Annotated in this window: 23 protein-coding genes; 7 read left to right on the forward strand and 16 right to left on the reverse strand. The window is 70.7% G+C overall.

All coding sequences use genetic code 11. From position 1 onward, the window contains the following. The first annotated feature begins 2 nt into the window (after positions 1-2). Positions 3-977 (forward strand): diacylglycerol kinase family protein, encoded by a 975-nt coding sequence (locus MRBLWS13_RS15865; RefSeq protein ID WP_349426297.1) that lies wholly within the window; start codon positions 3-5, stop codon positions 975-977. Between the two features lie 130 nt (positions 978-1,107). Here MRBLWS13_RS15865 and MRBLWS13_RS15870 read toward each other — a convergent pair whose 3' ends face one another. The 9 genes from MRBLWS13_RS15870 to MRBLWS13_RS15910 all read right to left on the reverse strand — a co-directional run bounded on the left by MRBLWS13_RS15870 (position 1,108) and on the right by MRBLWS13_RS15910 (position 11,680). Continuing rightward, complete coding sequence (locus MRBLWS13_RS15870) at positions 1,108-2,640, reverse strand: CoA-acylating methylmalonate-semialdehyde dehydrogenase (protein ID WP_349426298.1); 1,533 nt, start codon at positions 2,638-2,640, stop codon at positions 1,108-1,110. 84 nt (positions 2,641-2,724) lie between these two features. Further along, positions 2,725-4,041, reverse strand: coding sequence for an aspartate aminotransferase family protein (locus MRBLWS13_RS15875; protein ID WP_349426299.1), 1,317 nt, complete (start codon positions 4,039-4,041; stop codon positions 2,725-2,727). Between the two features lie 175 nt (positions 4,042-4,216). Continuing rightward, a complete protein-coding gene (locus MRBLWS13_RS15880) occupies positions 4,217-5,407 on the reverse strand; it encodes an ABC transporter substrate-binding protein (RefSeq protein WP_349426300.1) in 1,191 nt (396 codons plus the stop codon). Between the two features lie 59 nt (positions 5,408-5,466). Next, the gene (locus MRBLWS13_RS15885) at positions 5,467-6,306 is read right to left on the reverse strand and encodes an ABC transporter permease subunit (protein ID WP_349426301.1); all 840 of its coding nucleotides are present in this window, start codon (positions 6,304-6,306) and stop codon (positions 5,467-5,469) included. Beyond that, entirely contained in the window at positions 6,303-7,094 is a 792-nt protein-coding gene (locus MRBLWS13_RS15890; protein ID WP_349426302.1) for an ABC transporter ATP-binding protein, read from the reverse strand. Before MRBLWS13_RS15890 ends, MRBLWS13_RS15885 begins: the two co-directional genes overlap by 4 nt. After that, on the reverse strand, positions 7,091-8,020 hold the full coding sequence (locus MRBLWS13_RS15895; protein WP_308867792.1) for an ABC transporter permease subunit: 930 nt from the start codon (positions 8,018-8,020) through the stop codon (positions 7,091-7,093). Before MRBLWS13_RS15895 ends, MRBLWS13_RS15890 begins: the two co-directional genes overlap by 4 nt. A gap of 10 nt (positions 8,021-8,030) precedes the next feature. Beyond that, complete coding sequence (locus MRBLWS13_RS15900; protein WP_349426303.1) at positions 8,031-9,047, reverse strand: TIGR03842 family LLM class F420-dependent oxidoreductase; 1,017 nt, start codon at positions 9,045-9,047, stop codon at positions 8,031-8,033. Between the two features lie 121 nt (positions 9,048-9,168). After that, positions 9,169-10,602 carry a dihydropyrimidinase gene (gene hydA, locus MRBLWS13_RS15905; RefSeq protein ID WP_349426304.1) on the reverse strand — a complete coding sequence of 478 codons (1,434 nt, stop codon included), beginning with the start codon at positions 10,600-10,602 and terminating at the stop codon, positions 9,169-9,171. A 229-nt stretch (positions 10,603-10,831) separates the two neighbouring features. After that, positions 10,832-11,680 carry a nitrilase-related carbon-nitrogen hydrolase gene (locus MRBLWS13_RS15910; RefSeq protein ID WP_349426305.1) on the reverse strand — a complete coding sequence of 283 codons (849 nt, stop codon included), beginning with the start codon at positions 11,678-11,680 and terminating at the stop codon, positions 10,832-10,834. A gap of 272 nt (positions 11,681-11,952) precedes the next feature. Here MRBLWS13_RS15910 and MRBLWS13_RS15915 point away from each other — a divergent pair, with 272 nt between their 5' ends. After that, entirely contained in the window at positions 11,953-13,155 is a 1,203-nt protein-coding gene (locus tag MRBLWS13_RS15915) for a histidine kinase (protein ID WP_349426306.1), read from the forward strand. Continuing rightward, positions 13,152-13,790 carry a response regulator transcription factor gene (locus MRBLWS13_RS15920; RefSeq protein WP_349426307.1) on the forward strand — a complete coding sequence of 213 codons (639 nt, stop codon included), beginning with the start codon at positions 13,152-13,154 and terminating at the stop codon, positions 13,788-13,790. The genes MRBLWS13_RS15915 and MRBLWS13_RS15920 overlap by 4 nt, the downstream gene beginning before the upstream one ends. An 80-nt stretch (positions 13,791-13,870) precedes the next feature. Here the strand turns inward: MRBLWS13_RS15920 and MRBLWS13_RS15925 are convergent, their stop codons facing one another. Beyond that, entirely contained in the window at positions 13,871-14,560 is a 690-nt protein-coding gene (locus MRBLWS13_RS15925) for a hemerythrin domain-containing protein (RefSeq protein ID WP_349426308.1), read from the reverse strand. 143 nt (positions 14,561-14,703) lie between these two features. On the opposite strand from MRBLWS13_RS15925, the gene MRBLWS13_RS15930 reads away from it, so the two are divergent. Both MRBLWS13_RS15930 and MRBLWS13_RS15935 read left to right on the forward strand, forming a co-directional pair. Next, positions 14,704-15,522, forward strand: coding sequence for an ABC transporter ATP-binding protein (locus MRBLWS13_RS15930; RefSeq protein WP_349426309.1), 819 nt, complete (start codon positions 14,704-14,706; stop codon positions 15,520-15,522). Continuing rightward, positions 15,519-17,006, forward strand: coding sequence for an FtsX-like permease family protein (locus tag MRBLWS13_RS15935; RefSeq protein ID WP_349426310.1), 1,488 nt, complete (start codon positions 15,519-15,521; stop codon positions 17,004-17,006). The genes MRBLWS13_RS15930 and MRBLWS13_RS15935 overlap by 4 nt, the downstream gene beginning before the upstream one ends. A 44-nt stretch (positions 17,007-17,050) precedes the next feature. Here the strand turns inward: MRBLWS13_RS15935 and MRBLWS13_RS15940 are convergent, their stop codons facing one another. The 3 genes from MRBLWS13_RS15940 to MRBLWS13_RS15950 all read right to left on the reverse strand — a co-directional run bounded on the left by MRBLWS13_RS15940 (position 17,051) and on the right by MRBLWS13_RS15950 (position 20,705). Then, positions 17,051-18,355 carry a hypothetical protein gene (locus MRBLWS13_RS15940; protein ID WP_349426311.1) on the reverse strand — a complete coding sequence of 435 codons (1,305 nt, stop codon included), beginning with the start codon at positions 18,353-18,355 and terminating at the stop codon, positions 17,051-17,053. Further along, entirely contained in the window at positions 18,352-20,094 is a 1,743-nt protein-coding gene (locus MRBLWS13_RS15945; protein ID WP_349426312.1) for a hypothetical protein, read from the reverse strand. Before MRBLWS13_RS15945 ends, MRBLWS13_RS15940 begins: the two co-directional genes overlap by 4 nt. Before the next feature lie 104 nt (positions 20,095-20,198). Beyond that, positions 20,199-20,705 carry a hypothetical protein gene (locus tag MRBLWS13_RS15950; RefSeq protein WP_349426313.1) on the reverse strand — a complete coding sequence of 169 codons (507 nt, stop codon included), beginning with the start codon at positions 20,703-20,705 and terminating at the stop codon, positions 20,199-20,201. Between the two features lie 66 nt (positions 20,706-20,771). Here MRBLWS13_RS15950 and MRBLWS13_RS15955 point away from each other — a divergent pair, with 66 nt between their 5' ends. Next, a complete protein-coding gene (locus MRBLWS13_RS15955; RefSeq protein ID WP_349426314.1) occupies positions 20,772-21,413 on the forward strand; it encodes a 2-phosphosulfolactate phosphatase in 642 nt (213 codons plus the stop codon). 109 nt (positions 21,414-21,522) lie between these two features. Here MRBLWS13_RS15955 and MRBLWS13_RS15960 read toward each other — a convergent pair whose 3' ends face one another. The 3 genes from MRBLWS13_RS15960 to MRBLWS13_RS15970 form a co-directional block, all read right to left on the reverse strand. Continuing rightward, complete coding sequence (locus MRBLWS13_RS15960; RefSeq protein WP_331910833.1) at positions 21,523-22,014, reverse strand: SprT-like domain-containing protein; 492 nt, start codon at positions 22,012-22,014, stop codon at positions 21,523-21,525. A 50-nt stretch (positions 22,015-22,064) separates the two neighbouring features. Further along, the gene (locus tag MRBLWS13_RS15965) at positions 22,065-22,592 is read right to left on the reverse strand and encodes a tetratricopeptide repeat protein (RefSeq protein ID WP_349426315.1); all 528 of its coding nucleotides are present in this window, start codon (positions 22,590-22,592) and stop codon (positions 22,065-22,067) included. 86 nt (positions 22,593-22,678) lie between these two features. Next, positions 22,679-23,542: a fused MFS/spermidine synthase gene (locus MRBLWS13_RS15970; RefSeq protein WP_349426316.1), complete on the reverse strand. Its 864-nt coding sequence runs from the start codon at positions 23,540-23,542 to the stop codon at positions 22,679-22,681. Between the two features lie 257 nt (positions 23,543-23,799). On the opposite strand from MRBLWS13_RS15970, the gene MRBLWS13_RS15975 reads away from it, so the two are divergent. After that, positions 23,800-25,461: an ABC transporter substrate-binding protein gene (locus MRBLWS13_RS15975; protein WP_349426317.1), complete on the forward strand. Its 1,662-nt coding sequence runs from the start codon at positions 23,800-23,802 to the stop codon at positions 25,459-25,461. Positions 25,462-25,513 lie beyond the last annotated feature (52 nt).

Genomic DNA, 25,513 nt, shown 5'->3' on the forward strand with positions numbered 1-25,513 from the left:
GCATGCCGTCCTCATCCGAGCCGCCCGCGTTCGCCGACGGCCGGGGAGTCTTCATCGTGCGCAACGCCGCCTCCGGCACCGCCGTGGTGCGGGCGGACCCCGCGGGGACTCTCGCTGCGCGACTGCCCGAGGCCACGATCCACGAGCTCGGCGACGGGGAGGACCTCGCCGAGGTGGTCGCCGGTGCGATGCGGTCGGAGGAACCCCCCGCCATCCTGGGCGTCTACGGCGGGGACGGTTCGGTGTCGCGGATGGCGGCGCTCGCCCGGGAGCACGGGCGTCCGCTCCTGGTGATGCCGGGTGGCACCTTCAACCACTTCGCCCGCTCGGCGGGCCTCGACGACGTGGACACGGCCATCGACGCGCTCCAGAGCGGCACCACCATCGAGGTGAGCGCGATCGAGGCCCAGGCGGACGACGGCGAGCCGATCCTCGCGCTCAATGCGGTGTCGGTGGGCACCTACCCCGAGCTGATCGACGAGCGCGATCGCCGGCGGCAGTCGCTCGGCAAGTGGCTGGGCGGGATGGTCGCCGCCTGGCGGACGCTCAGGACGGCGGAGTCGCTGACGATCGTGCGCGACGGCCGGCGGGCGCGCGTGTGGTCCGTGTTCGTCGGCATCGGGCGCAATGATCCCCAGCGCGTCGCGACGATGCAGCGAGAGACGCTCGTTGAACCGACACTCGACGTCCGCATCCACCACGCGCGCGGCTCACGGCTGCGCGCGATGGCGTCCCTCGCGTTCGGGCGGCGCACCGCCGCCGTGCTGCGGGCGGTGCGGCTCATGCCGCCTCGCTCCGACGTCGAGCGTCTGCTCGTCGCGGAGTTCGCGATGACGGTGCGCCTCGAAGAGGGGCATCCGTCGGTCTTCGTCCACGACGGCGAGCTCGAAGAGCAGGCGCCTACCGGCTTCACGCTGCGCTGCGTCGCCGTCCCCCGCGCGGTGACGGTCTTCGTGCCGCCGCTGCCCGGTCGTTGAGCGAGCGAAGCGAGACGAAACGCGCTGGACCGACGACGCACCTCAGCCCAGGGCGTTTCGTCTCGCTCGTTCCTCGCTCGCTCAACGACCGGATATCGTTCACTGAGCGAAGGAAGAGCGACGAAACGCGTCAGTCGTGCTGCGGGAAGCCCAGGTTGATCCCGCCGTGCGACGGGTCGAGCCAGCGTGAGGTGACGGCCTTCTCGGCGGTGAAGAACTCGAACGCGTGAGGGCCGTACGCCTTCGTGTCTCCGAAGTGCGACGCCTTCCAGCCTCCGAAGGAGTGGTACGCGACGGGCACCGGGATCGGCACGTTGATGCCGATCATGCCCACGGTCGCCTCATGCTGGAAGCGCCGCGCCGCGCCGCCGTCGTTGGTGAAGATGGCGGTGCCGTTGCCGTACGGGCTGGCGTTGATGATGTCGAGGCCGTCTTCGTAGCCCTCGACCCGCACGACCGAGAGCACCGGGCCGAACACCTCGTCGGCGTACACCGACGAGGTCGTCGGCACGTTGTCGATGAGCGTCGGGCCGAGCCAGAAGCCGTTCGGGTCGCCGTCGATGTCGACGTCGCGACCGTCGACGACCACCGACGCGCCGTCGGAGGACGCCACGTCGATGTACGAGGCGACCTTGTCACGGTGCTGCCCGGTGATGAGAGGGCCCATGTCGCACCCGCGCATGCCATCGCCGGTGCGGAGCGTCTTCATCCGCTGCGACACCTTGGCCACGAACTCATCGGCCACCGTGTCGACGGCCAGCACCACCGAGATCGCCATGCAGCGCTCGCCCGCCGAGCCGAAGCCCGCGTTCACAGCGGCGTCCGCGGCGAGGTCGAGGTCGGCATCCGGAAGCACCAGCATGTGGTTCTTGGCGCCGCCGAACGCCTGCACGCGCTTGCCGTGCGCGGTCGCCGTCTCATAGACGTACTTGGCGATCGGCGTCGAGCCGACGAACGAGATCCCGCGCACGTCGGGGTGCTCGAGGAGCGCGTCGACGGCCTCCTTGTCGCCGTGCACGACGTTGAAGACGCCCTCCGGCAGGCCCGCCTCGGTCAGGAGCGCCGCCATCCAGTTGGCGGCGGTCGGGTCCTTCTCGCTGGGCTTGAGCACCACCGCGTTGCCGGCGGCGAGCGCGACGGAGAAGAACCACAGCGGCACCATCGCCGGGAAGTTGAAGGGGCTGATGATGCCGACGACGCCCAGCGGCTGGCGGAGCGTGTACACGTCGATGCCGGTCGAGACGTTCTCGGAGTAGGCGCCCTTGGTGAGGTGCCCCACGCCGCACGCGAACTCGACGACCTCCATGCCGCGGGCGATCTCGCCCAGAGCGTCCGAGAGCACCTTGCCGTGCTCGGCGGTCAGGATCTCGGCGAGCTCCTGCTTGCGCTGGTTCAGCAGCTCGCGGAAGTTGAACAGCACCGCCTGGCGCTTCGCGATCGATGCGTCGCGCCAGAGCGCCCACGCCGCCGAGGCGGCGTCGACCGCTTCGCCCACATCGGCGCGGGATGCGAACCGCACCTGCTTCTGCACGATGCCGAGTGCCGGGTTGAACACCTGTCCGGTGCGATCGGATGCCCCCGCCCAGGGGGCGCCGTTCACCCAGTGATCCAGGACAGTCGTGTCGGCACCCACCGTCTCGGTGTGCTCCATCGTGTCCGTCATTGTCGTGTTCCTCCTTTGGAATCCGCCTGAGCGACTCGTGATCGCCCAGCAGTGCGGGATGCACGCGTCAGCCCTTCGACAGGCTCAGGGACCGTCTTCCTCGACGCTCGTCAGGGCTTCATCGTAGATCGCGATCGCCTCCTGCACCTCCCCGTCGGTGACGACGCAGGGCGGCACGACATGGATCCGGTTGTCAGCGGCGAACGGCAGCAGGCCGCGCGAGGTGAGCTCCTTCTTGAGCCGGCCGATCACGTCTGCGCCCACCGGCTCGCGCGACTCGCGGTCCGAGACGAGCTCGAGTGCCCAGAAGACGCCTTCGCCCCGCACCTCGCCGATGAGCGGATGCCGCGCCGCGAGGTCGCGCAGCCCCGGGCCGATCGCGTCCTCGCCCACGCGGCGGGCGTTGTCGACGATGCCCTCCGCCTCCATCGCGTCGATGGAGGCGATGATGGATGCCGCCGCCAGCGGGTGCCCGGAGTACGTGAGCCCGCCGGGGAAGACGCGGTCGTCGAAGGTCGCCGAGATCTCGTCCGAGATGATCACGCCGCCCACCGGGACGTAGCCGGAGTTCACGCCCTTCGCGAAGGTGATGAGGTCGGGCACGACGTCGTACCCCTGGAACGCGAACCAGCGCCCGGTCCGGCCGAACCCGGCCATGACCTCGTCGAGGATCAGCACGATGCCGTATCGGTCGGCCAGCGCCCGCACACCGGCGAGGTAGCCGGGCGGCGGCAGCAGGATCCCCGCGGTGCCCGGAATCGACTCGAGCAGCAGCGCCGCGATCGTCGAGGGGCCCTCCGACTGGATGACGCGCTCGAGGTGGTGCAGCGCCCGCTCCGACTCCTCCTCGGGCGTGGTCGCCCAGAACTCCGAGCGGTACAGATACGGACCGAAGAAGTGCACGTGGCCGCGGGCGAACTGATTCGGCATCCGTCGCCAGTCGCCGGTCGCGACGATCGCCGCCCCGGTGTTGCCGTGGTACGACCGGTAGGTCGAGAGGACCGTGTCGCGGCCGGTGTGAAGGCGGGCCATGCGGATCGCGTTCTCGATCGCGTCGGCGCCGCCGTTGGTGAAGAAGACCTTGGCGAAGCCGTCCGGCGCCTTGCCGAGGATGCGCTGCGCCGCCCGGCCGCGGGCGAGGTTGGCCGTGGCGGGGCCGATCGTCGCGAGCTCCTCGGCCTGCGCCCGGATGGCCGCGACGACGGCAGGATGCTGGTGCCCGATGTTGACGTTCACCAGCTGGCTCGAGAAGTCGAGCATGCGACGGCCGGCGTGATCCCACACCACTGTTCCGGCGCCGCCCGCGATGACGGGGAGGTCGAGCCCGGCCTGCGCGGACCAGGAGTGGAACACGTGCTCGCGGTCGAGCTGCTTCGCGAGCGCGTCGAGATCTTCGGTCATGCGGCCACGCTTCCCGTTCTCTGTCGCCGGGTCAAGGGCGTTCCGTCTCGCTCAGGGCGTTTCGTCTCTGCGTTTCGACTCGCAAGCTCGCTCAACGACCGCGTTCCTCGCTCGCTCAACGACCGACCGCAAGCCGGCCGTTGAGCGAGCGGAGCGAGACGAAACGCATCCCGACCTACTGACCGCCCTCGGTGAGGGTGACGTCGATCGGCGTGTACTCGCCGGCGACCTCGACGCCCTCGTCCTTCAGCTCGGCGAGCGCCTTCTCGATGTACTCGTTCGAATAGGCCGAGTCGGCGGGCTCCGTGGTGATGAGCTCGAGGTCGTCCTGGTTCTTGGCCGACAGCGCTCCGGCCACGGTCTTGTCCCACGCGGCCTCATCGACGAGCCCGAAGTCGACACCCGTCCAGATGAGCTTGTTGACCTCGTTCATCTGCCACAGCTGGTGCACCGGGCCCACGGGGAACGCGGCCTCGGCGTTGGAGGCGATGTCGTAGACGATCGTCGCAGCCTCCTCGGGGTTGTCGCGCGCGTAGATCCAGCCCTTGGTCACGGCTTTCAGGAACCGGACGGCCGCGTCGGCGTACGCCGGGTCTTCCTCGAGGCGCTGGGTGTCCGCCCAGATCGCGTCCTGCAGCATGGCACCCTCGGTGTCTTCGTACGAGATGACGTCGAAGTCCTCGGGCTGGTAGAGCTCGCCCGTCTCCGGGTTCACGACCTCGAGGATCTGCGCCCACTCGTTGTACGTCATCGCCTGGGCGGCGTCGACGTCACGGTCGAGCAGGGCGTTCATCGAGAAGTCCTGGGTCGTGATCGACACGGAGGTGGAGTCGAGGTCCTCGGCGGCCATCGCGGCGAAGATCTCCCACTCGTTGCCGAAGCCCCACGAGCCGATGCGCTTGCCTTCGAAGTCCGAGACGGACGTGATGCCATCGCCCTTCCACGCGACCTGCAGGGTGCCCGACTTCTGGAACACCTGCGCGATGTCGGTGAGCTCGACGCCCGTCGCCTCGAGCGTGCCGAGCACCTTCGGCACCCAGGCGATCGCGAAGTCGACATCGCCCGCGACGAGGGCGTCCTGCGGCACGATGTCACCGCCCGACGGCACGATCTCGACGTCGTCGAAGCCCTCCTCCTCGAAGTAGCCCTGCTCCTGGGCGACGTAGTAGCCGGCGAACTGCGCCTGCGGCAGCCACTGCAGCTGCAGCTTGATCGAGCTGAGCGGTTCGAAGTCCGCGTCGTCGCCGCCGTCATCGGTGTCGCCCGAGCCGGAGCAGGCGGCGAGGGCGAGTGCCGCGATGGTCGCGACGGATGCCGCGGCCAGCCCACGTCGGATGCCGGACCTGCGTGAGTTGCTGTGTCTCATTGCGTTCCTTTCGTGTGGTGCGTCTTTTCTTGGTGGTAGAGCCTGTCGATACCCGCCGGTTAGCCCGGCGACCGCCTCGTCGCCAGCCGCTCCAGCAGCGAGGTCACGAGGAAGAACACGAGGCCGATGATGATGCCGCCGAGGACATAGGCCCATGCGAGGGCGGCGCGCCCCGATTTCGCGTAGGTCGCGATGGCGGTGCCGATGCCGTCGGCCGGGCCGCCGAAATACTCGGCGACCAGCGCGGCGATCACGGCGAGCGAGCTGGCGATGCGCAGGCCCGTCATCAGATAGGGGAGCGCGGTCGGCAGGGTGAGCACGCGGAACGTCTGGAAGCCGGATGCCGCCGACGAGCGCAGCAGATCGCGATGCACGGGCCGGGTCTGGCGGAGGCCGCGCAGGACGTTGACGAACACGGGGATGAAGGCCGCGATCGTCGCCACCGCCTGGCGCCCGAACTGGCTCGACGCGCCGAACATCGTGTTGAGGATCGGCGTGACCGCGACGATCGGGATGACCGCCAGGGCCGACACCAGCGGGGCGAGCATGCCGTCGATGGGCCGGGCCGCGGCGGCGAGTCCCGCGAACAGGAGCGCGAGGAGGGATCCGACCACGAGCCCGATCAGCGCGTTCGTGGCCGTGATCCTCATGTCGTCGAGGATGATCGGGAACCGGCGGACGAACTCCTCCGCGATCGCGATCGGGCTCGGCAGCATCCGGGGCGCGGTGCCGAGCACGTCGACCCAGAAGATCCAGATCGCGAGGATCAGGATGCCGACCACGACGGGCGCCACCCACCGCAGCCACCCCGGAAGCTCGCGCTCGCCGGGCTCGGGGCGCTGCGCCTTGCCCGCCGGCGTCGGCGGGGCGGGCAGCATCGTGGTCGCCGTATCCGTCATGATTCACTCGCCCTCGCGACGGGCGAGCCGTGCAAGGCCTCGCGGACGGCGGTGACGCGATCGAAGAACGCCGGCGACTCGCGCAGCGCCTCGTCGCGCTGTTCGCCGAGACCCGTCGCGATGACGTCGGTGATGCGGCCGGGACGCGGGCTCATCACGACGACGCGGTCGGACAGGAAGACGGCTTCGGGGATCGAGTGCGTCACGAACACCACGGCGGCCGATGTCTCGGCCGCGATGCGTGTGAGCTCGGATTGGAGCCGCTCGCGCGTCATCTCGTCCAGCGCGCCGAACGGCTCGTCCATGAGCAGGAGCCTCGGCCGCGCGGCGAGTGCGCGCGCGATGGCGACGCGCTGCTGCATGCCGCCCGACAGCTGGTCGGGGTACCGGTCGACGAAGTCCGAGAGACCGACCAGCTCGGCGAGCTCGGCGACGCGGGTCGCCCGCGCGGCCTTGCCGGTGCCGTGCAGCTCGAGCGGCAGTCCGATGTTGGCGGCCACCGTGCGCCACGGCAGGAGTCCTGCCTGCTGGAAGGCGATGCCGTAGTCCTGGTCGATGCGGGCGCGCTTGGCCGGCTTGCCGAAGATCTCGAGGGCGCCGGTGGTGGCCTGGTCGAGGTCGGCGATCAGGCGCAGCAGCGTCGACTTGCCGCAGCCCGAGGGGCCTATGAGCGACACGAACTCGCCGGCGGCGACCTCCAGTTCGACCTCGGTGAGCGCGACGACCTCCTCGGTCGCAGTCGGGAAGACCTTCCCGACTGCGGCTGCGTGCACGGCAAGGTCCGTCATGCGGTGGCCTCTCCTCTGCGGTAGTTGGCGAGTCCGAGGCCGATGAGGGCCACCGAGCCGGCGGCGATCAGGCCGAGGGCGATCGAGCCGAACGTCGGTCCCCACGGCGCGGCGGGGTCGCTCGAGGCCTGGCCGGCGAGCTGGATCAGCATGCGGCCGATTCCGCCTCGCATGCCGATCGACACCTCGGCGACGACGGCGCCGAGCACGGCGTTCGCGGCGGCGAGCCGGAGCGCGGGCAGCAGGTGCGGCACCGCGGCGGGCAGCCGCAGGCGCAGGAGCGTCGGCCAGTAGCCGGCGGCGTAGCTGTTCATCAGATCGAGGTGGATGCGGTCGGGTGAGCCGAGGCCGCGGAGCACGCCGACGGCGACCGGGAAGAACGCGAGGTACGACGCGATGACGGCGACCGACAGCCACTGCGGCCAGGAGCCGCCGCCGCGGTCGATCTGATTGCCGATGGCGTTGACGACCGGGGCGAACGCGATGAGCGGCACGATCTGGCTGACAACGATCCAGGGGAGCAGGCCCCACTCCAGCAGGCGCCAGCGCTGCATGACGAGTCCGAGCACGGCGCCGACGGCGACGCCGATCAGCCAGCCGACTGCCGCGATGCCGAGCGTCACGAGCGCGGCGCCGGCGACAGAGACCCACAGCGGCGGGGTATCGCCGCCGCTGGTCGGGGCGAACAGCCGGGCGACCATGTCCCAGACGTGCGGCATGGCGCGGTCGTGGGTGCGCGGCAGGATCATGACACCCGAGCCCGACTCGCCTGCCACCGCCCCGATCACGAACCCGTCGCTGGGGCCGAGGAACTTGTACAGCTCCCACAGCACGAGCACGGCGAGCACGCCGAGGGCTCCCCAGCCCGCGGCGATCCAGCCGCGCAGCTCGCCCTGCCTCCGGGCCGACCAGCCGATCGGTCTCATGCCGCAGCCCTCACTTCTTCGCGGCGACGTGGGTCTGAAGCGCAGGGATCACGGTCTCGCCGTAGACGCGGAGGGTCTCCTCCTTGTTGTCGTGCTGCAGGTAGCCGGCGAACTGCGTGACGCCGAGCTCGCGCAGCTGCTCGAGCTTGGCGATGTGCTCGTCGGCGGTGCCCAGGATGCAGAAGCGCTCGACGATCTCGTCGGGCACGAAGTCGACATGGTCGTTGTCGGCCTTGCCGTGGGTGTTGTAGTCGTATCCCTGGCGACCTGCGATGTAGTCCGTCAGCGCGTCGGGAACGGCCCCGTGCTCGCCGTACTTGGCCACGATGTCGGCGACGTGGTTGCCCACCATCCCGCCGAACCACCGGCACTGGTCGCGCATGTGCGCCCGGTCCTCGCCGATGTACATGGGCGCCGCCACGCAGAACGACAGCGACTCCGGGTCGCGGCCGGCGGCGGCCGCGGCATCCTTCACCGTCTTGATCATCCAGGCGGCGATGTCGACGTCCGAGAGCTGCAGGATGAAGCCGTCGCCGACCTCGCCGGTGAGCTTCAGCGCCAGCGGGCCGTACGCGGCCACCCAGACGTCGAGCTGCGATCCGCGGCTCCACGGGAACTGCAGGGTCGCACCCTTGTACTCGACCGGGCGGGAGTTGGCGAGCTCCCGGATCACGTGGATCGACTCGCGCAGCTCGGCCATCGTCACCGGCTTGCCGTTGGTGACGCGCACCGCCGAGTCACCGCGGCCGATGCCGCAGATCGTGCGGTTGCCGTACATCTCGTTGAGCGTGGCGAAGACGGATGCCGTGACCGTCCAGTCGCGCGTCGCGGGGTTCGTGACGAACGGCCCGACGGTGACCCGCTTGGTCTCGGCGAGGATCGCGGAGTGGACGACGTAGGGCTCCTGCCACAGCAGGTGCGAGTCGAACGTCCACACGTGGCTGAACCCGTGCGCCTCGGCGAGCCGGGCGAGCTGCACGGTGCGCGCGGCGGGCGGATTGGTCTGCAGGACGACTCCGAAGTCCATGTGTGCTCCTACGTTCGTGACGTTTCGTCTCGCTCGTCCCTCGCTCGCTCGACGACCGGGTGACGTACCGGTCCTTGAGCGAGCGAAGCGAGACGAAACGCAGAGACGAAACGTGCCATGGTCAGATGAGGTACTGCGAGAGGCCGCGCTTGAGGAAGCGGCCGTCGCCCTTGGCGCCGTGGTACTGGCCGCCGTCGATCAGGACCTTGCCGCGTGAGATCACGGTGTCGACGTGCCCGTCGATCTCGATTCCCTCCCACGCCGAGTGGTCCATGTTCATGTGGTGGGATGCCGCAGAGATGCTGGTGTGGCCGTTCGGGTCGTAGACCACGACGTCGCCGTCGGCGCCCGGCTGGATCACGCCCTTGCGACCGTAGAGGCCGAACATGCGCGCGGGCGTGGTCGAGGTGAGCTCCACCCACCGTTCGAGCGTGATCTTGCCGGTGACGACGCCCTGGTACATGAGGTCCATGCGGTGCTCGACCGACCCGATGCCGTTGGGGATCGCGCGGAAGTCGTCGAGGCCGAGGTCCTTCTGCCCCTTCATGCAGAACGGGCAGTGGTCGGTCGAGACCATCTGGATGTCGTTGGTGCGCAGCGCCTGCCACATGTGGTGCTGGTGGCCGTCCTTGGCGCTCCGCAGCGGCGTCGAGCACACCCACTTCGCCCCCTCGAACTGCCCCCACTCCTCGCTGAACGCGCCGAGCTGCTCCTCGAGCGAAAGGTAGAGGTACTGCGGGCAGGTCTCGCCGAACACGTTCCAGCCCTGGTCGCGCGCCCAGGCGATCTGATCAACCGCCTGCTTGGCGCTCACGTGCACCGTGTAGAGGGGCGCACCGGTGAGATTCGCGAGCATGATCGCGCGGTGGGTGGCCTCCTCCTCCATCTGCCAGGCGCGGGCGATGCCGTGATAGTACGGCGCCTTCTTGCCGGCATCCGCCAGCTGCGCCGCCAGCACGTCGATCGCCGGACCGTTCTCGGCGTGCATCATCGTGAGCAGGCCGGTCTCTGCCGACACCTGCATCGCCTTCAGCACCTGCGCGTCGTCGGAGTAGAAGACGCCGGGGTAGGCCATGAACAGTTTGAAGCTGGAGATGCCCTCGTCGAGGAGGCCCCGCATCGCGGCGAGCGAGTCCTCGTCGACGCCGCCGACGATCTGGTGGAAGCCGTAGTCGATCGCGCAGTTGCCGGCGGCCTTCTCGTGCCAGGCGGCCAGGCCGTCCTGCACGCGCTCGCCGTAGCGCTGCACCGCGAAGTCGATGATCGACGTGGTGCCGCCCCAGGCCGCCGCCCGCGTGCCGGTCTCGAATGTGTCGGAGGCGTTCGTGCCGCCGAAGGGCAGCTCCATGTGGGTGTGCGCGTCGATGCCGCCGGGGATCACGTACTTGCCGGTGGCGTCGATGACGGTGTCGACGGATGCCGCGACATCCGTCCCGAGAAGCTGCGATCCCGGCGCCAGGACGGCGGCGATGGTCTCGCCGTCGATGAGCACGTCCGCTTCGCCGCGACCGGTCGCCGAGACGACGGTCCCGCCCTTGATCAATGTGGTGGTCATTGCATCTCCCTTGATCCCGGTCGTTGAGCGAGCTTGCGAGTCGAAGCGCCGCGAGCCACTCTCCCACCGGTCGTTGAGCGTGCGAGGAACGCGGTCGTTGAGCGAGCTTGCGAGTCGAAACGCAGAGCCGAAACGCCTCGGGCCGCTGCGTGACGTCGGTTCGGCGCGTTTCGTCTCGGTCGCTGCGCTCCCTCGCTCAACGACCGGGAGGGGAACGACCGCATATCGGTCACGGCTTCGCGATCCGGGTGTACGAGTCGGGCCGGCGATCGCGGTAGAACTGCCAGTCGTCGCGCATCTCGCGCACCATGTCGAGGTCGAGGTCGCGAACGAGCAGCTCCTCGTGCTCGCCCGACCCGCGCTCGCCGACGAAGTTGCCCCGCGGATCGATCACCTGGCTCGTGCCGTAGAAGTCCACCGCGAGGTCGCCGTATTCGTTGTCCTCGCGGCCGACCCGGTTGGGCTGCAGCACGAAGTACCCGTTGGCGACGGCCGCGGCGGGTCCTTCGACCTCCCACAGCCGGTTCGACAGCCCGGGCTTGGTGGCGTTCGGGTTGAAGACCATGTGCGCGTCGGCGAGGCCGAGCTCGCGCCATCCCTCGGGGAAGTGGCGGTCGTAGCAGATGTACATGCCGACGCGTCCCACCGCGGTCTCGAAGACGGGGTACCCGAGGTTGCCGGGGCGGAAGTAGAACTTCTCCCAGAACCGGTCGAGGTGCGGCAGGTGGTGCTTGCGGTAGATGCCGAGGGTGGTGCCGTCTGCATCGACCAGCACCGTGGTGTTGTAGTAGACCCCGGTCTCGGCCTCCTCGTAGATGGGGAGCACCATCACGAGCCCGAGCTCCTTGGCGACCGCGGCGAAGCGCTGCACGATGGGGCCGTCGACCGGCTCGGCGAAGCGGTAGTACTTCTTGTCCTGCGTGATCCCGAAGTAGGGGCCGTAGAACAGCTCCTGGAAGCACACGACCTGCGCGCCCTGGCTCGCGGCATCCCGCGCGAAACCTTCGTGCTTGTCGAGCATCGACTCCTTGTCGCCCGTCCAGGTGGTCTGCGAAATCGCCGCGCGTACCGTCGTCATCGTCTCTCCGTTCGTGAACCGGCGGATGCCGTGTTCCTCGTCCCTCGGGTGGGACCGGCGGGGTCCGCTCCCGCGGCGGCCCTGCACCCCGATCCTGTCGACCCGACGTTTCCCGTCGGTTTCGGCCTGTGACGCGACAGTAAAGCCTGACCCGGTGCGGCGCAATGGTTGGCTCGGCAGACCTTTCGATGGATCGCAGGACGGATGCCGCGGCATCCGAGGTACATCTCCGGACGGATGCCGCCGCACAGCGCGTCCCGTAACGTGAAACGGTGTTCCGCCGCCTGAAGACGTACCAGCTCGTCACCGACGTCTCGGTCGCGCTGGTCTTCCTGCTGGTCGCCTGGCCGGTCGAGGCAGTCACAGCGACGGGTGCGTTCGGCGTGGAGTACCTGATCGGATCGGACGGGCACACCGTGTTCGGCCTGCTCATCGCCGGCATCTTCAGCGCCGCTCTGGCGGTGCGCCGGCTGTCGCCCGCCCTCGCGCTCGGGCTCGCGTGGCTGGGCGCCGTGGCGCAGATCGGCCTGGGGCGCCCGCCCAGCTTCTCGGACGTCGCGATCTTCGCGGTGCTGTACGCCACGGCGGCGTACGGGGTGCGGCCGGTGTACTGGGCAGGGTTCGTCTCGGCGATCGTCGGCGCTCTCGTGATCACCGTCTACCTGTTCGCCGGACCGGTGTTCGCCGGGGGCGGGCTGTCGTGGCAGACGCTGCCCATCGCCCTCGTCACGCTCGTCGCCGCCGCCTTCGCCCTGGGGCTCTCGTGGACGATCGGCGCGCTCGTGCGCACGGCGGTGCGGGCACGGGAGAATCGCGAGGCGCAGCAGCGCGCCGAGGCGGAGACCGTCGCCGAGCAGGAGCGGGTGCGCATCGCCCGCGACATGCACGACGTCGTCGCGCACTCGCTCGCGGTCGTGATCGCCCAGGCCGACGGAGCGCGCTACGCCGTCGCGGCCGATCCCGCGGTCGCGACCGATGCGCTGGCGACGATCTCGAGCACCGCGCGTTCGGCGCTGGCCGACGTGCGGCTGCTCCTCGGCCAGCTGCGCCATCGCCAGGGGGACGGACCGCAGCCGACGATCGCCGACCTCGAAGAGCTCTACGCGCAGGTGCGCGCCGCCGGCGTGGAGCTGCGCGTCGACGTCGACCCCGCACCGCAGCGCAGCTCGGCCGAGGGCGAACCGGCGGCGGCCGTGCAGCTCGCGGTCTACCGCATCCTGCAGGAGGCGCTGACGAATGCGCTCCGCCACGGTGCCCCTGGCGGCCCTGTCGACGTGCGGCTCGCCTGGCTACCCGATCGCGTCGAACTCGATGTGCGCAACCCGATCGTGCCCGGCACCCAGCCGGCCAGGTTCGGACACGGACTCATCGGCATGCGCGAGCGCGCCCAGCTCGCGGGCGGCCGCCTCGACGCGGCCGACGAGTTCGGCGCCTTCACCGTGCGCGCGCACATCCCGATCGGAGATCTCGCATGATCCGCGTCGTGCTCGTCGACGACCAGGCGCTGTTCCGCGCCGGCATCCGCATGCTCATCGACTCGCAGCCCGATCTCGAGGTCGTCGCCGAGGCGGCCGACGGCCGTGAGGGGATCGACGCGGTGCGCCGGTCGCGGCCGGACGTGGTGCTCATGGACATCCGCATGCCCGTCATGGACGGCCTCGCGGCCACCGCCGAGCTGCTCACCGACGCCGAACCCCCGCGCATCGTGATGCTCACGACCTTCGATCTCGACGAGGCGGCGGCCCGGGCCATCCGGCAGGGCGCGAGCGGGTTCCTCCTCAAGGACGCCGACCCCGAGTTCCTCCTCGCCGCGATCCGCACCGTGCATGCCGGTTCGGCCGTGATCGCGGCATCCGCCACTCGCGAGCTCTTCGAGCGCTTCACGGATGCCGCGCCCCGGCCCATGCCGCCCGCCTACGGCGACCTCACCGACCGTGAGCGCGAGATCTTCGCCCTCGCCGCGCGCGGCCTCTCGAACGCCGAGATCGCCGCGCGGGAGTTCCTCTCGGAGGCCACCGTGAAGACGCACATCAGCCGCATCCTCACGAAGCTCGCGCTGCGCGACCGCGTGCAGCTCGTCGTGTTCGCGTTCGAGCACGGCCTCGCGTAGTCCGAGCCGGGCGGCGTCACTCCGTGAACGGATGCCGCCGCCAGCGCGGGCGGGTCCGCGCGGCGGCGAACCACGGTGCGTCAGCGGCCCTCGAGCGCGACGCGGTGGGCGGCGTACTTGCGTCGGCCGATCCAGCGCCAGGCGAGACGGCCGGGCGCGGGCATGTGCTTGTGCAGCCACTCGTCGCCGCCGTCGGGCTGCGCGGCGAGGATCTCGCCCAGCTGCTGCCACGTCTGGCCCTTGGGGATCGAGGCGCGGCCGTGCTCCGAGAACCACTCCACCTCGGCCTCGGTGATGGTGTGTTCCATGACGGGCACGATATTGGTCTCCTCGTCGGGGAGATGCACCGCGATCGCCGCGTTGACGCCGTCGAAGGCAGCCAGCACGGGCGCGGCATCCGCTGCGGTCGCCGAAGCGCGCCACGCCGGCAGTGCCCGATCCATCGCGCTCAGGTGCACGAGCAGCTCGGCGTTCTGAGCCTTCATGCGCTCGACGTGCGCGGCGCATGATGGCGCCCGTTCATCGAGTGCCGGCCACAGCCGTTCGTCCTCACCCTCGTGGTGTGCGTGCAGCCCGAGAGACAGCGTCTCCAGCTGCGTCGCGACGACCGCTGCGTGCGCGGTGTCGCCCGCGCGCACCCGTCCGATGAGGTCGGGTGCCTCGCCGAACCCGCGGCGGAAGAGGCGATGGATCTCCACCATCCCACTCGCGTCGCACGTCTTCGGGTCTTCGGGCAGCGCGCCGCTGGGCGGCAGGGGCGTAGCGGGCATGGCGGCTCCTCGAGACGCGGCGGTCGGGCTGGACGCGACGATAGTCCTGCGAGGCGGCGCGGGGAAGATCATCCCGGAGATGTACGCGGGATGCCTCGCCGGGCCGACGCGCGCGACGGGTGCCCGTTCCTACTGTCGGAGTCATGGAACTCTCATCGACCGACCTGGGCCTCGCCGCCCGGGTGCAGCAGCTCAGCAAGACCTACGGCACAGGCGAGAGCACGGTGCACGCGCTCGACGGGGTGAGCGTCGGCATCCGCCGCGGCGAGTTCACCGCGATCATGGGGCCGTCGGGGTCGGGCAAGTCGACGCTGATGCACATCATGGCGGGTCTCGACGCGCCGAGCTCCGGCCGGGCCTGGATCGGCGACACCGACATCACCGGTCTTTCCGACCTCGAGCTGACGGTCCTGCGCCGCCGCCGGGTGGGATTCGTCTTCCAGGCGTTCAACCTCGTGCCCACCCTCGATGCCCTCGGCAACATCCTGCTGCCGTTCGACCTCGACGGGCGCCGTCCGACGACGCTCGAGCGGGCGCGCATCGACGGTCTCGTCGAGCGCCTCGGCCTCACCAGCCGCCTCGGCCACCGGCCGCACCAGCTGTCGGGGGGCCAGCAGCAGCGCGTCGCGATCGCCCGCGCGCTCGCGACGGCTCCCGATCTCGTGTTCGCCGACGAGCCGACCGGCAACCTCGACTCGCGCTCGGGGCGCGAGGTGCTCGCCCTCCTCGCCGCCGCCACGCGCGAGCACGGCCAGTCGATCGCAATGGTCACCCACGACCCGGTCGCCGCCTCGCACGCCGACCGGGTGCTGTTCCTCGGCGACGGCCGCATCGTCGCCGACAAACCGCGTCAGAGCGCCGAGGAGATCTCGGCGTACATGCTCGCGTCCGAGCTGAGCGCCGGGGCGCCGGTCGCCGCCGCGTCGGCCGTCGGCCACGCGGTCGCGCAGGTGACGTCGTGACCGCGCTCGCCCAGACGGGACGGATGCCGCAGCCCGCGGCATCCGTCACCGCCGCGTCGTCGGGCGCGGCCTCCCCACTCGCCTGGCTGCGCGAGCGCGGCATGGGCGCGAGCATCCTCGTCGCCGCCATCTCGAGCGCGTTCGGCGCGATCCTGCTGAGCGCGACCGGATTCATCGCGGCCGTGCTGCGCGCCGACCCCTTCATCGGGGACAGCGGCACGCTCGCCGTCGTGCTCGCGATGATGAGCGTCCTCCTCATCGGTGTCGCGGTGTACGTGGCGGCCATCGTGACCGCGAACACGTTCGCCACGGTCATCGCCGGACGCACGCGGCGCATCGCACTGCTGCGCCTCATCGGCGCCTCGGCGCGCTCGCAGCGCTCCGAGGTCGCACGGCAGGGTCTTGTCGTCGGCGTCATCGGCGCCGCGCTCGGACTCGTCGGCGGCACGCTCGCCTCGTGGGCCGGCGTCGCGCTGGCCACCTGGGCGCTGGGGATCGAGGACGTCGGCTACGCCGTCGTGCAGGCGGTGCTCGTGATCCCGGCGGCGGTCGTCGCACTGACCACGTGGGTCGCGGCCTGGGCCGGCTCGCGCCGCGTTCTGACGGTCACGCCGCTGCAGGCGCTCGGCGGGTCGGTCGAGGCCTCCCACGACGCATTCGCCCGGCGGGGCGCGCGCAACGGCGCCGCGATCACGCTGTTCGCGATCGGCGGCGCCCTGCTGGCGTCCGGCATCCTGCTCGGACTGGTGACCCCGCTCGGAGTGATCGTCGCCTTCTTCGGCGGCATCTTCTCCTTCACCGGCCTCACGCTCGGCGCGACGCTCGTGATGCCGCCGGTGCTGCGGCTCGTCGGCAGGCTCTTCGGCGGATCGGCCACGGCGCGCCTGGCCGCCGAGAACGCCCTCCGCTATCCGGAGCGTTCGAGCCGGATGGCCATCGGCGTCGTGATGGGCGTGACGCTGGTGACGATGTTCGCGGTCGCGCTCGAGACGGTCAAGGCGGTGTTCGCGGCATCCGCCGACGGCCCGCTGCCCACCGACATGACGACGCTCATGGACACCTTCGCGGGCATCATGATGGGCCTCGTCGCCGTCTCGGCCGTCATCGCGGCGGTCGGGCTCGTCAACCTCCTCACGATCGGCGTCGTGCAGCGCCGGCGCGAACTCGGACTGCTGCGTGCGCTGGGCGTGTCGACGGGCCAGGTGCGTCGGATGGTGCTGCTCGAGGCCGCCCACATCACGATCACCGCGACCGTCACGGGACTCGTGCTGGGCACCGCGTACGGATGGGCCGGGGCGCAGTCGCTCCTCGGGGCGGTGCCGATGCCGCCGTCGTTCGCCGCGCCGACGCTGGTCGCGCCGGCCGTGCCGTGGCTCCCGGTCGCGATCATCGTCGTGGCGACGGCGATCCTCACGCTGGTGGCCGCGGTCGTGCCGACACGACTGGCGACGCGAGTCGCCCCGGTCGAGGCGCTCGCCGACTGAGGCGGGCCGGGTGCCGCGGCGCAGGCTTCGCGCCGCGGCATCCGTCATGCCGGTGGAGGGACGATGCGGAACGGGCCGCGAGCGGCGTCCGCCACGAGTTCGAGATACTCCTCGCCGCCGTCGAGGTCGTCGGTCGAGTAGAGATCGGCGACCTCGCGCAGTGCCGCGACGAGGTGCTGCTGCGGAACCGCGTTGTCGTTCCTGCCGTGGACGCCCTGCCGCGTCGACATCACCGCCGCAAGCCGGGGGAGGTCCGCCGCACGCGCCTTCCACAGTGCGTGCAGCGATCGCGGCGTCGCATTGCGGCTGCCGTGGTGGCCCACCTTGTAGAGGTCGATCTTCGCCAGCCGGTCGCGGAGGTCCGCATCGTCGCCCAGCTGATCGAGGGTGTGCCGCCAGTTCTCGATCTGGGCGTCCCCCGAGAACAGCAGGGACACGCCGCCCACCTTCAGCAGCAGGATGACGCTGGTGTTGTTCAGCGCGTCGTCGAGGTCGCGGACGAGCCGTGCGGCGGAGCGGGACCGCTGATTCGCCAGCCGGTCGATCAGCCAGCGCACCGGTCCCGGCCCATGGGTGATCGGCGAGCGTGCGTCGGCCTGGGCAGCGGAACCCACCACACGCAGCGACGCCCCCAGTGCGGTGAGCCAGTACTCCGGGTCCTCTTCGCGCTGCCGGGCGACCCGTGGGTCCTGGTCGACGGTGGGAGGGCCGAGCACCGTCGCTTCGAGCCCCGGGACGACGTCGGCGAGGCCCGAGTCCATGCCGGCGTGGAGGTAGCGGCCGCGGCCGTCGCGCGACAGCTCGTTCAGGAGTGCGACCGCTTCGGCGTTCTTGAGCTGGTCCTCGGCGGCTGCCCTGACCTCGTCGTCGAGACCCACCAGGGTGGCGAGCCCCGCGACCTGCTCCTGCGCCTCCGCGAGCAGAGCGGCGTACCTCGCCGACGCGCGGCTCACCCCTGCGGTTTCGTCCGGTGCGGCGGCAGGGCCGTTCGCGGTCTCCGAGAGTTCGGGATCCTCGGTCCATGACCGCACCACGAGCTTGGGGGCGAGTCGCTTCATGATCGCCGCGCCGGCGTCGACCTCGAATCCGCGCAGATGGTCGCGGTGCCGGTGGGTCACCACGAGAACGTCGAGCTCGCCACCGGTGTGCTCCTCGATGAGCGCCGCGACATCGCCCATGCGGCCGCGCGCCATGCCCTCCCTCGGCGAATGACTCGTGCCGAAGTCGATCAGGATGTGCCGCGTGTCGCGCCCGTCCGGCAGTGGCGCGTCGTATTCGACGGACACCAGGAAGCAGTCGCCGAAGCCGACCTGGTACATGCGCACGCGGACGCGGATCGGAGTGCTCACCATGTCTCCCCGGAGTCCTGCTGCGTGCGGTGCAGCTCTGCGAACGTCTGCCCGCGGGCGAAGCCGTCCGAGAATCCGAGGCGCGCCGACGAGTCGCGACGCCCGGTCCGCTCGAGGTGGTCGAGCCGCTTCTGCTGCCGGCGCCAGTCGTCGAGGCGCTTGTGGATGTGCAGCTTGAGCCTGCCGAACTGGTCGAAGATCAGGGTGCCGCCGCCGAACAGCTGGATGGGGGTGCGCGGGTCGATCGCCGGAGACAATTGGAGCCCCGACTCGTCGGTGAACTCGCGTGCGGTCATATCGGCCATCTGCACGTACGTGGCGACCGACTCCGGCACGATCAGGCCGTCGGGGCCGATCCGCTGCGTCGGCAGGACGGACTCGATCACCGTGTAGTAGTCGGTCGACACGTCGAGCCGACGCGCGTTCTGCCACAGGAATCGGAACACCTCGTCGCGGTCGCTGCGCAGTCCGGCGAAGTTGATCCCGAGATAGTGCGGGGCGAGCTCGGCCTCGAGCACGTCGGTGACCCGGTCGGACGACCGCTGGATGCCGGCCTTGGCGAACCCGGCCATCAGCAGCTGGCGGTAGCCGAGGTCGTCGTCCGGCACGAGCTCGTTGTCGGCCAGCAGCACGGCGTTGAGCAGATCGCCGAAGTCGAATTCGACGGGCGGCAGGTAGTCCAGACCGCGGATGAGCATATGGAGCAGCTGGGATGCCGCCTTGGCGCCCTCCTCGGCGGCACGTGCGCGGTCGACCGTGATACCGCGGCCGCCGGCGGTCTCGCCGTTCGGGCGGGAGAAGAGCGCCTGGAGCCGCCGGTACCAGATCTCGATCAGCAGATCGAAGGCGATCGCGACCAGGACCTCGCCCCGCCGGTGCGGCTCGACGAACTCGGGCCGCTTCGCCCAGTCCGCCGGGGGCGGGTTCAACGCCGATTCGCGCAGCGCCCCACGGCCCTGGGTCAGCACGCTGCCGATCTGCTCTGCGACGCGGGCGAGCATGCTCTTGCGGAGCGCGTCGGGCTGGATGCGGCCGCGCGGGATGCGGCCGCTCCTGTCGGGCTTGCCGAGAGCCTGCTCGATGACGGGACGCATCGAGAACACTGAGAGGAGCGCGACGATGTCGGCGAACCCTTCGTGGAAGGCCGCCTGATCGGGCAGGCTCGGCTCGAGGAACCGGCGGCGGAGCCCGTCCAGCACGGCGTGCGTGGTCTCATGCACCACCACGTCGTGACTCAGGCACGTGAAGACCGCCTCGCCACGGGGGTCGGCGGGCGGTACATAGCCGAACAGCAGCGCCCGGTCCTCGAACGAGTAGTACGCGTTCGCCTCGGCGAACGCGTGCGGCACGAGGTAGAGCTGGTGGCTGCCGAAGCCCCACGGCAGTCGCCGGCCGAGCGCCGTCTCGAACGTGGAGAGCGTCCGAGCCGCGGTGGCGTAGACGTGCTGGGCGTGGAAGGCCAGATCTGTGCGCAGGACCTCGTCGTCGGCATCCGCGAACAGGTCGTCTTTGCCCAGCGGCGCGTGCTTGACGTAGCGGCCGGTCGCCGTGTCGTAGTCCACGACGTGCAGGCGGGCTCCCCGCGGGCCGTCCTCCATGCGCGACCACGGCACCTTCACCCGTGCCGTCAGGATCCTGCCGTCGTCGCCGCTGACCGCAGGGTCCTGTGCGATGAGCCGCAGCGTCACGTGCGTGCGCGGCTCGTCGGCATGCTCGGCGTACTCGACACCATCGGTCATGTCGCACCCCCAGGTCCTCGGCTCCACCTTGCAGCGGTTTCCTCCGCTGGGGAAGAGCGTGAGCCGCACGCGGGTGATACCGGGGCGCCTGACGTCCCTGCGGCTCAGGCGTCGGCGGGCTCGGGGTCGTGCGTCCAGCCGGGGGCGAGGGCCTTCACGCGCGCCGCGCGCCACTGCCAGATGCCCCACAGCACCGGCCACAGCAGCGGCGCGGTCGGACCGCCGATGACGAGGCGGTCCCGCCACAGCGTCTTGCCGGGCTGCCCCGGCGCCGGCGAGACGGCCATCTGGTGATCCCACACGTCGAGGCTCGCCAGCGGACCGGTCAGCGGGATGCCGCTGTCGCGGAAGACGCGCACACGCCCGCCGGGCTCGTCGACCGACCGCTCGCTGACGTGGATCAGCTGCCGCCCCATCGGCACCGAGCCGAACGCCGACAGCTGCACGGGGACGTCGTCGCCGGGAGTCCACGACGTCGGCAGGCCGCGCGGCACCAGCGGCGCGAGATCCATCACCGGGCCGTAGAGCTCGGCCACCGCACGCGGCGAGTGCACTGCCCGCCACGCGGCGTCGGGGTCGCAGTCGATCACGAACTTCAGCAGGATCCGCATGCTCCAGTTTCGCACCCGCCTCGGCGGCGGACGCGGGTCACGGATGCCGCGGCCTACGCTGGACGGATGCCCGAGAGTCCCTTCGACCAGCGCCGGTACCAGGTCCGCCACGACTGGGGGGTCGCAGGTCTCCGGCGCCTCGTGCCCGCCGACGTCGTCGTGATCGTCGACGTGCTGCGGTTCTCCACGACGGTGACGGATGCCGTCGCGCGCGGCGAGAGCGTGCCGCTCGACGCGTCCGCCCACGCGGTGTCGCTCAACGGCGCTGCCGTCGCCGAGGCCGCCACGGGGTCGGACGCCACGGTGCTGCTGGGGTGTCTCCGCAATGCGGCCGCCGTGGCGGGCGCCGTGCTCGACATCCAGCGCCGGCGCGCCGAGCGCACGAGCATCGCGGTGATCGCGGCCGGTGAGCTCGGCGGCCGCGAGCCGGACGCCCCGCTGCGCTTCGCCGTCGAGGACCAGCTCGGCGCCGGCGCGGTCGTCGACGCCCTCGGCGCCCTCGGCATCGACCACACGTCGCCGGAGTCCGCCGCCGCGTGCGAGGCGTTCCGCGGCCTGCGTGGTGCGGTGCGCCACCTGCTCACCGCGAGCGGCTCGGGTCAGGAGCTCCTCGATCGCGACGCGCGTGACGAGGTGCTCGACGCCGCGGCGGTGGATGCGGCATCCGTCGTCCCGGTGCTGCGTGCCGGTTCGTTCGTCGCGTACTGACGCCGACGCTGCGGCGCTGCGGCGCTGCGCGGGGTGCAGCGCGTTTCGTCTCTGCGTTTCGACTCGCAAGCTCGCTCAACGACCGGGGCCGTGGGCGCAGGGCGCGGTTTCAGTCCCGCGGGGTCAGCGCGGCCAGGCGCGTCGCGCGGGTGATCTCGCGCCGGGTCCAGGTGAAGGCGTGGCGCTCGTCGAAGTGCGGAGCGCACTTCGCGCACGATGTGGGCCTGGTCGCCTTGCGGTGCCGGTAGGCGACATGGCCGGCGGGGCACACGCCCACCCACGGAGCGAGCTCCGTCGCGGTCTCGCCCTGGTGGGTCGCGCCGCCGACGTAGCCGAGCTCGCGCGCGACCGCCTTCCATCGGGGCCCGTGTCCGGCACGGGGGCCCGCGAGCGCATGCGCCACCTCGTGCAGCAGCGTCTGGTGGTTGGTGTCGTCGTCGTAGCGCGCCGCGAGGTAGCGCGACACGCTGATGCGCTTGTGCGTGTAGTCGCAGAGACCGGCGCGCCGCTTGGCGTTGTCGAACGCGAAGCTCCACGAGGGGTCGAGGTGGGCGGCGATGAGGGCTTCGGCCCAGTGCCGCACGCGATGCAGTTCCGACATGGAGGCGAGACTAGAACATATCTCCGACACTCAGAGCGAGGGCATCCACCTCAGCTGGCGACGGATGCCGCGGCCCGGCGCCGGTCGGCGGCGTCGATCGCGAGGAGGGTGGACTCGAGCTGGTCCTCGGTGGCACCGGACTCCTGGCGGAGGAAAAGCGCGCGCTTGAAGTCCTTGCGGGCGGACTCGTAGTCCCCGGTGTCGAAGTGGACCTTGCCCCGATGCTGGTAGGCGAAGGCGCCGATGCTCGCCCAGCCCTGTCCCTCGGCCTCTCCCGCGCAGGTGGTGAGCTCCTGCTCGGCGGCGGCGTAGGCGCCCCGCGCCTGCAGCACGGTCGCGTGGAGGATGCGGGCCCGCAGGAGGTCCTTCCGGGTGCCCGCCATGCGCGCCACCCGCACGGACTGCTCCGAGATCACCAGGGCGTCCTCGGCGCGGTCGAGCACCTTGAGGAGCCACACGCGCTCGAGGAGTGCCGGGAGGCTGCGCTGTTCGCCGATCTCTTCGAGCCGCTCCTTGCACTGGCTCGGATTCACCTGTTCGCGGAGAGTGTCGGGATCGTACCCGCTGATGTAGCTCACGTCTGCTCCCTTCGCCGCGCCGGTGGCACAACCCAGTGTGCCTGCCGCTCCGATGCTCGCGGGCGTGCCACGCCGAGTCGTGGCGGTCAGCGGGTGAAGACGGATGCCGAGGGCTTCGGCGACGGCGTCGCGTCGGCGTCGGTGGCGACACGGGCACCGCGCGCGAACTCCTGGAGCTCGCGGCCCTCCGCCACCTTGGCGGGATGCGGACCGGCCGCCATGAGCCGGGGCAGCCACTCGGTGGGCAGCGGGGCCCGGGAGGCGGCGATCACGAGGTTGCCGAAGCGGCGGCCCTTGAGCGTCTGCACCTCCGCGAGCACGATGACGTGCTCGAGCACCGCCTGCACCGTGGCGACCTCCCGGCGCGCGAACGCGAGGCCGGCGCCGTCGGCGACGTTCACCAGCAGCACGCCGTCGGGGGCGAGGAAGCGAGATGCCTCCGTGAAGAACTCCACGGTGGTGAGGTGGGCCGGGGTCTGCGCCCCGGAGTACACGTCCGACACGACGAGGTCGGCGGCGCCGACGAGGCCCGCGGGCAGCCGTCCGAGCGCTTCGCGGGCGTCGCCGATCCGCACCCGGATCGAGGCGCCCCGGGGCAGCGGCAGGTTCTCGCGCACCAGGTCCCAGAGGGCGGGCTCCAGCTCGACGACCTGCTGCCGCGAGCCGGGCCGTGTCACCTCGACATAACGGGGGATCGTGAGGGCCCCGGCGCCCAGGTGGATCGCGGTCAGCGGCTGCCCCGGCATCCGGAGCCGGTCGATCACGGCTCCCATGCGGGCGACGTACTCGAAGTGCAGGTGGGTCGGGTCGTCGAGGTCGACGTGCGACTGCGGCGTGCCGTCGACATCGAGCTCCCAGCCGCCGCCGAAGGGCGACCGCACCACGCGGGCGAGTGTGCCGTCGGAGAGGCGGACGGCCGGGACGGCGGCCTCTTCCCGTGCGCGTGCCATGCCTCCACGTTAGCCGCAGCGCGGCACCGCACCGGGCGCCGTTGACACTTCTGCCCGCCATCCGTGCGGAGTCCTGCGCACAACGCTGAGATCACGGCATCCGTCGCCGCCGAAACCGAATCGAGACACAGGTGTAACCGACGAGGGTGCTGCGCCCGGGTAGCGTCGGAGCATCACACCCCGCTGAGGGCTTGCGCGCACCTCTGCTCCACGATGACGTGCAGCGGAGCCCACACGATATGGAAGGTGCACAGCACATGCTCCACACTGCGAGAAGGCGCTGGCTCGCCGGCGCTGCCGCGGTCGCCGTCGGCGCGATCGTCCTCACCGCCTGCGCGAGTCAGCGCGACGACGGAGGCGGAGACGACGAGGCGAGCGGCGACGTCGACACGACCTTCGTGTTCGGCGCGTCAGGAGACCCCGCCAGCCTCGACCCCGCGTTCGCGAGCGACGGCGAGACGTTCCGCGTCGCGCGCCAGATGTTCGAGGGGCTCGTCGGCACGGTGCCCGGCACCGCCGACCCCGCCCCGCTGCTCGCCAAGAGCTGGGAGCAGCCGGACGACACGACCTACGTCTTCACCCTCGAGGAGGGCGTGACGTTCCACGACGGCACGGACTTCAACGCCGAGGCCGTCTGCTTCAACTTCGACCGCCAGAACGCCTTCACCGGTGTCGCGGCGTCGCAGAGCATGGCGTACTACTGGGGCGTCATCATGCGCGGCTTCGGTGCTGATTCCATCTACGACAGCTGCACGGCCGACAGCGAGACGCAGGCGACGATCACCTTGAAGCAGCCGTTCGCCGGGTTCATCCCCGCGCTGTCGCTGCCGTCGTTCTCGATCCAGAGCCCGACCGCTCTCGAGGAGTACGGCGCCGACGACGTGGGCGGCACCGAGGAGGCGCCGGTCCAGAGCGAGTACGGCCAGGAGCACCCGACCGGCACCGGTCCGTTCATGTTCGACTCGATCTCGCTCGGCGAGCAGACCGTCCTCACGGCCAACCCCGACTACTGGGGCGAGCAGGGCGTGGTCGAAGAGGTCATCTTCCGGGTCATCGGCGACACGACGGCTCGCCGTCAGGCGCTCGAGTCGGGCAGCATCGACGGCTACGACCTGGTCGCGCCCGCCGATCTCCAGTCGCTGGAGGATGCCGGGTTCTCGCTCGTGAACCGCGACCCGTTCAACGTGCTGTACCTCGGCATGAACCAGGCCGCTCCGGGCCTCTCCGACCCGAAGGTGCGCCAGGCGATCGCTCACGCGATCGACAAGGACGCGCTCATCACGCAGGTGCTCCCCGAGGGCACCGTCGCGGCGAGCCAGTTCATGCCGGACGCCGTGATCGGCTGGAACGAGGACGTCACGCAGTACGACTACGACCCGGAGGCCGCGCAGGCGCTCCTGGCGGAGGCCGGCTACACGGAGGCGAACCCGCTGACGATCACGTTCAACTACCCCGTGAACATCTCCCGGCCGTACATGCCCAACCCCGAGCAGATCTTCACCAACCTGCAGAGCCAGCTCGAGGCCGTGGGCATCGTGCTCAACCCCGTCACGAACGAGTGGGTCGAGTACCTCGACCTGATCCAGGGCGGTACGGACCACGGCATCCACCTGCTGGGCTGGACCGGCGACTACAACGACCCCGACAACTTCGTGGGAACGTTCTTCGGTCTGCCGACCAACGAGTGGGGCTTCGACAACGCGGAGCTGTTCCAGGCGCTCACCGATGCCCGCGGTCTCGCGACCGAGGAGGAGCAGGAGGCCGCCTACGCCGCGATCAACGAGCAGATCATGGAGTTCCTGCCCGGCGTGCCGCTCGCGCACCCGGTGCCGACCCTCGCGTTCGACGCGCGTGTCACGTCCTACCCGGCCAGCCCGGTGCAGGACGAGGTGTACAACATGGTCGAGCTCAGCGAGTGACGCCGTGACCGGATGCCCCGTCCCGGCCGACGCCGGGACGGGGCATCCCGGT

The organism is Microbacterium sp. LWS13-1.2 (genome assembly GCF_040144835.1).
In the GTDB taxonomy this organism is placed as follows: domain Bacteria; phylum Actinomycetota; class Actinomycetes; order Actinomycetales; family Microbacteriaceae; genus Microbacterium.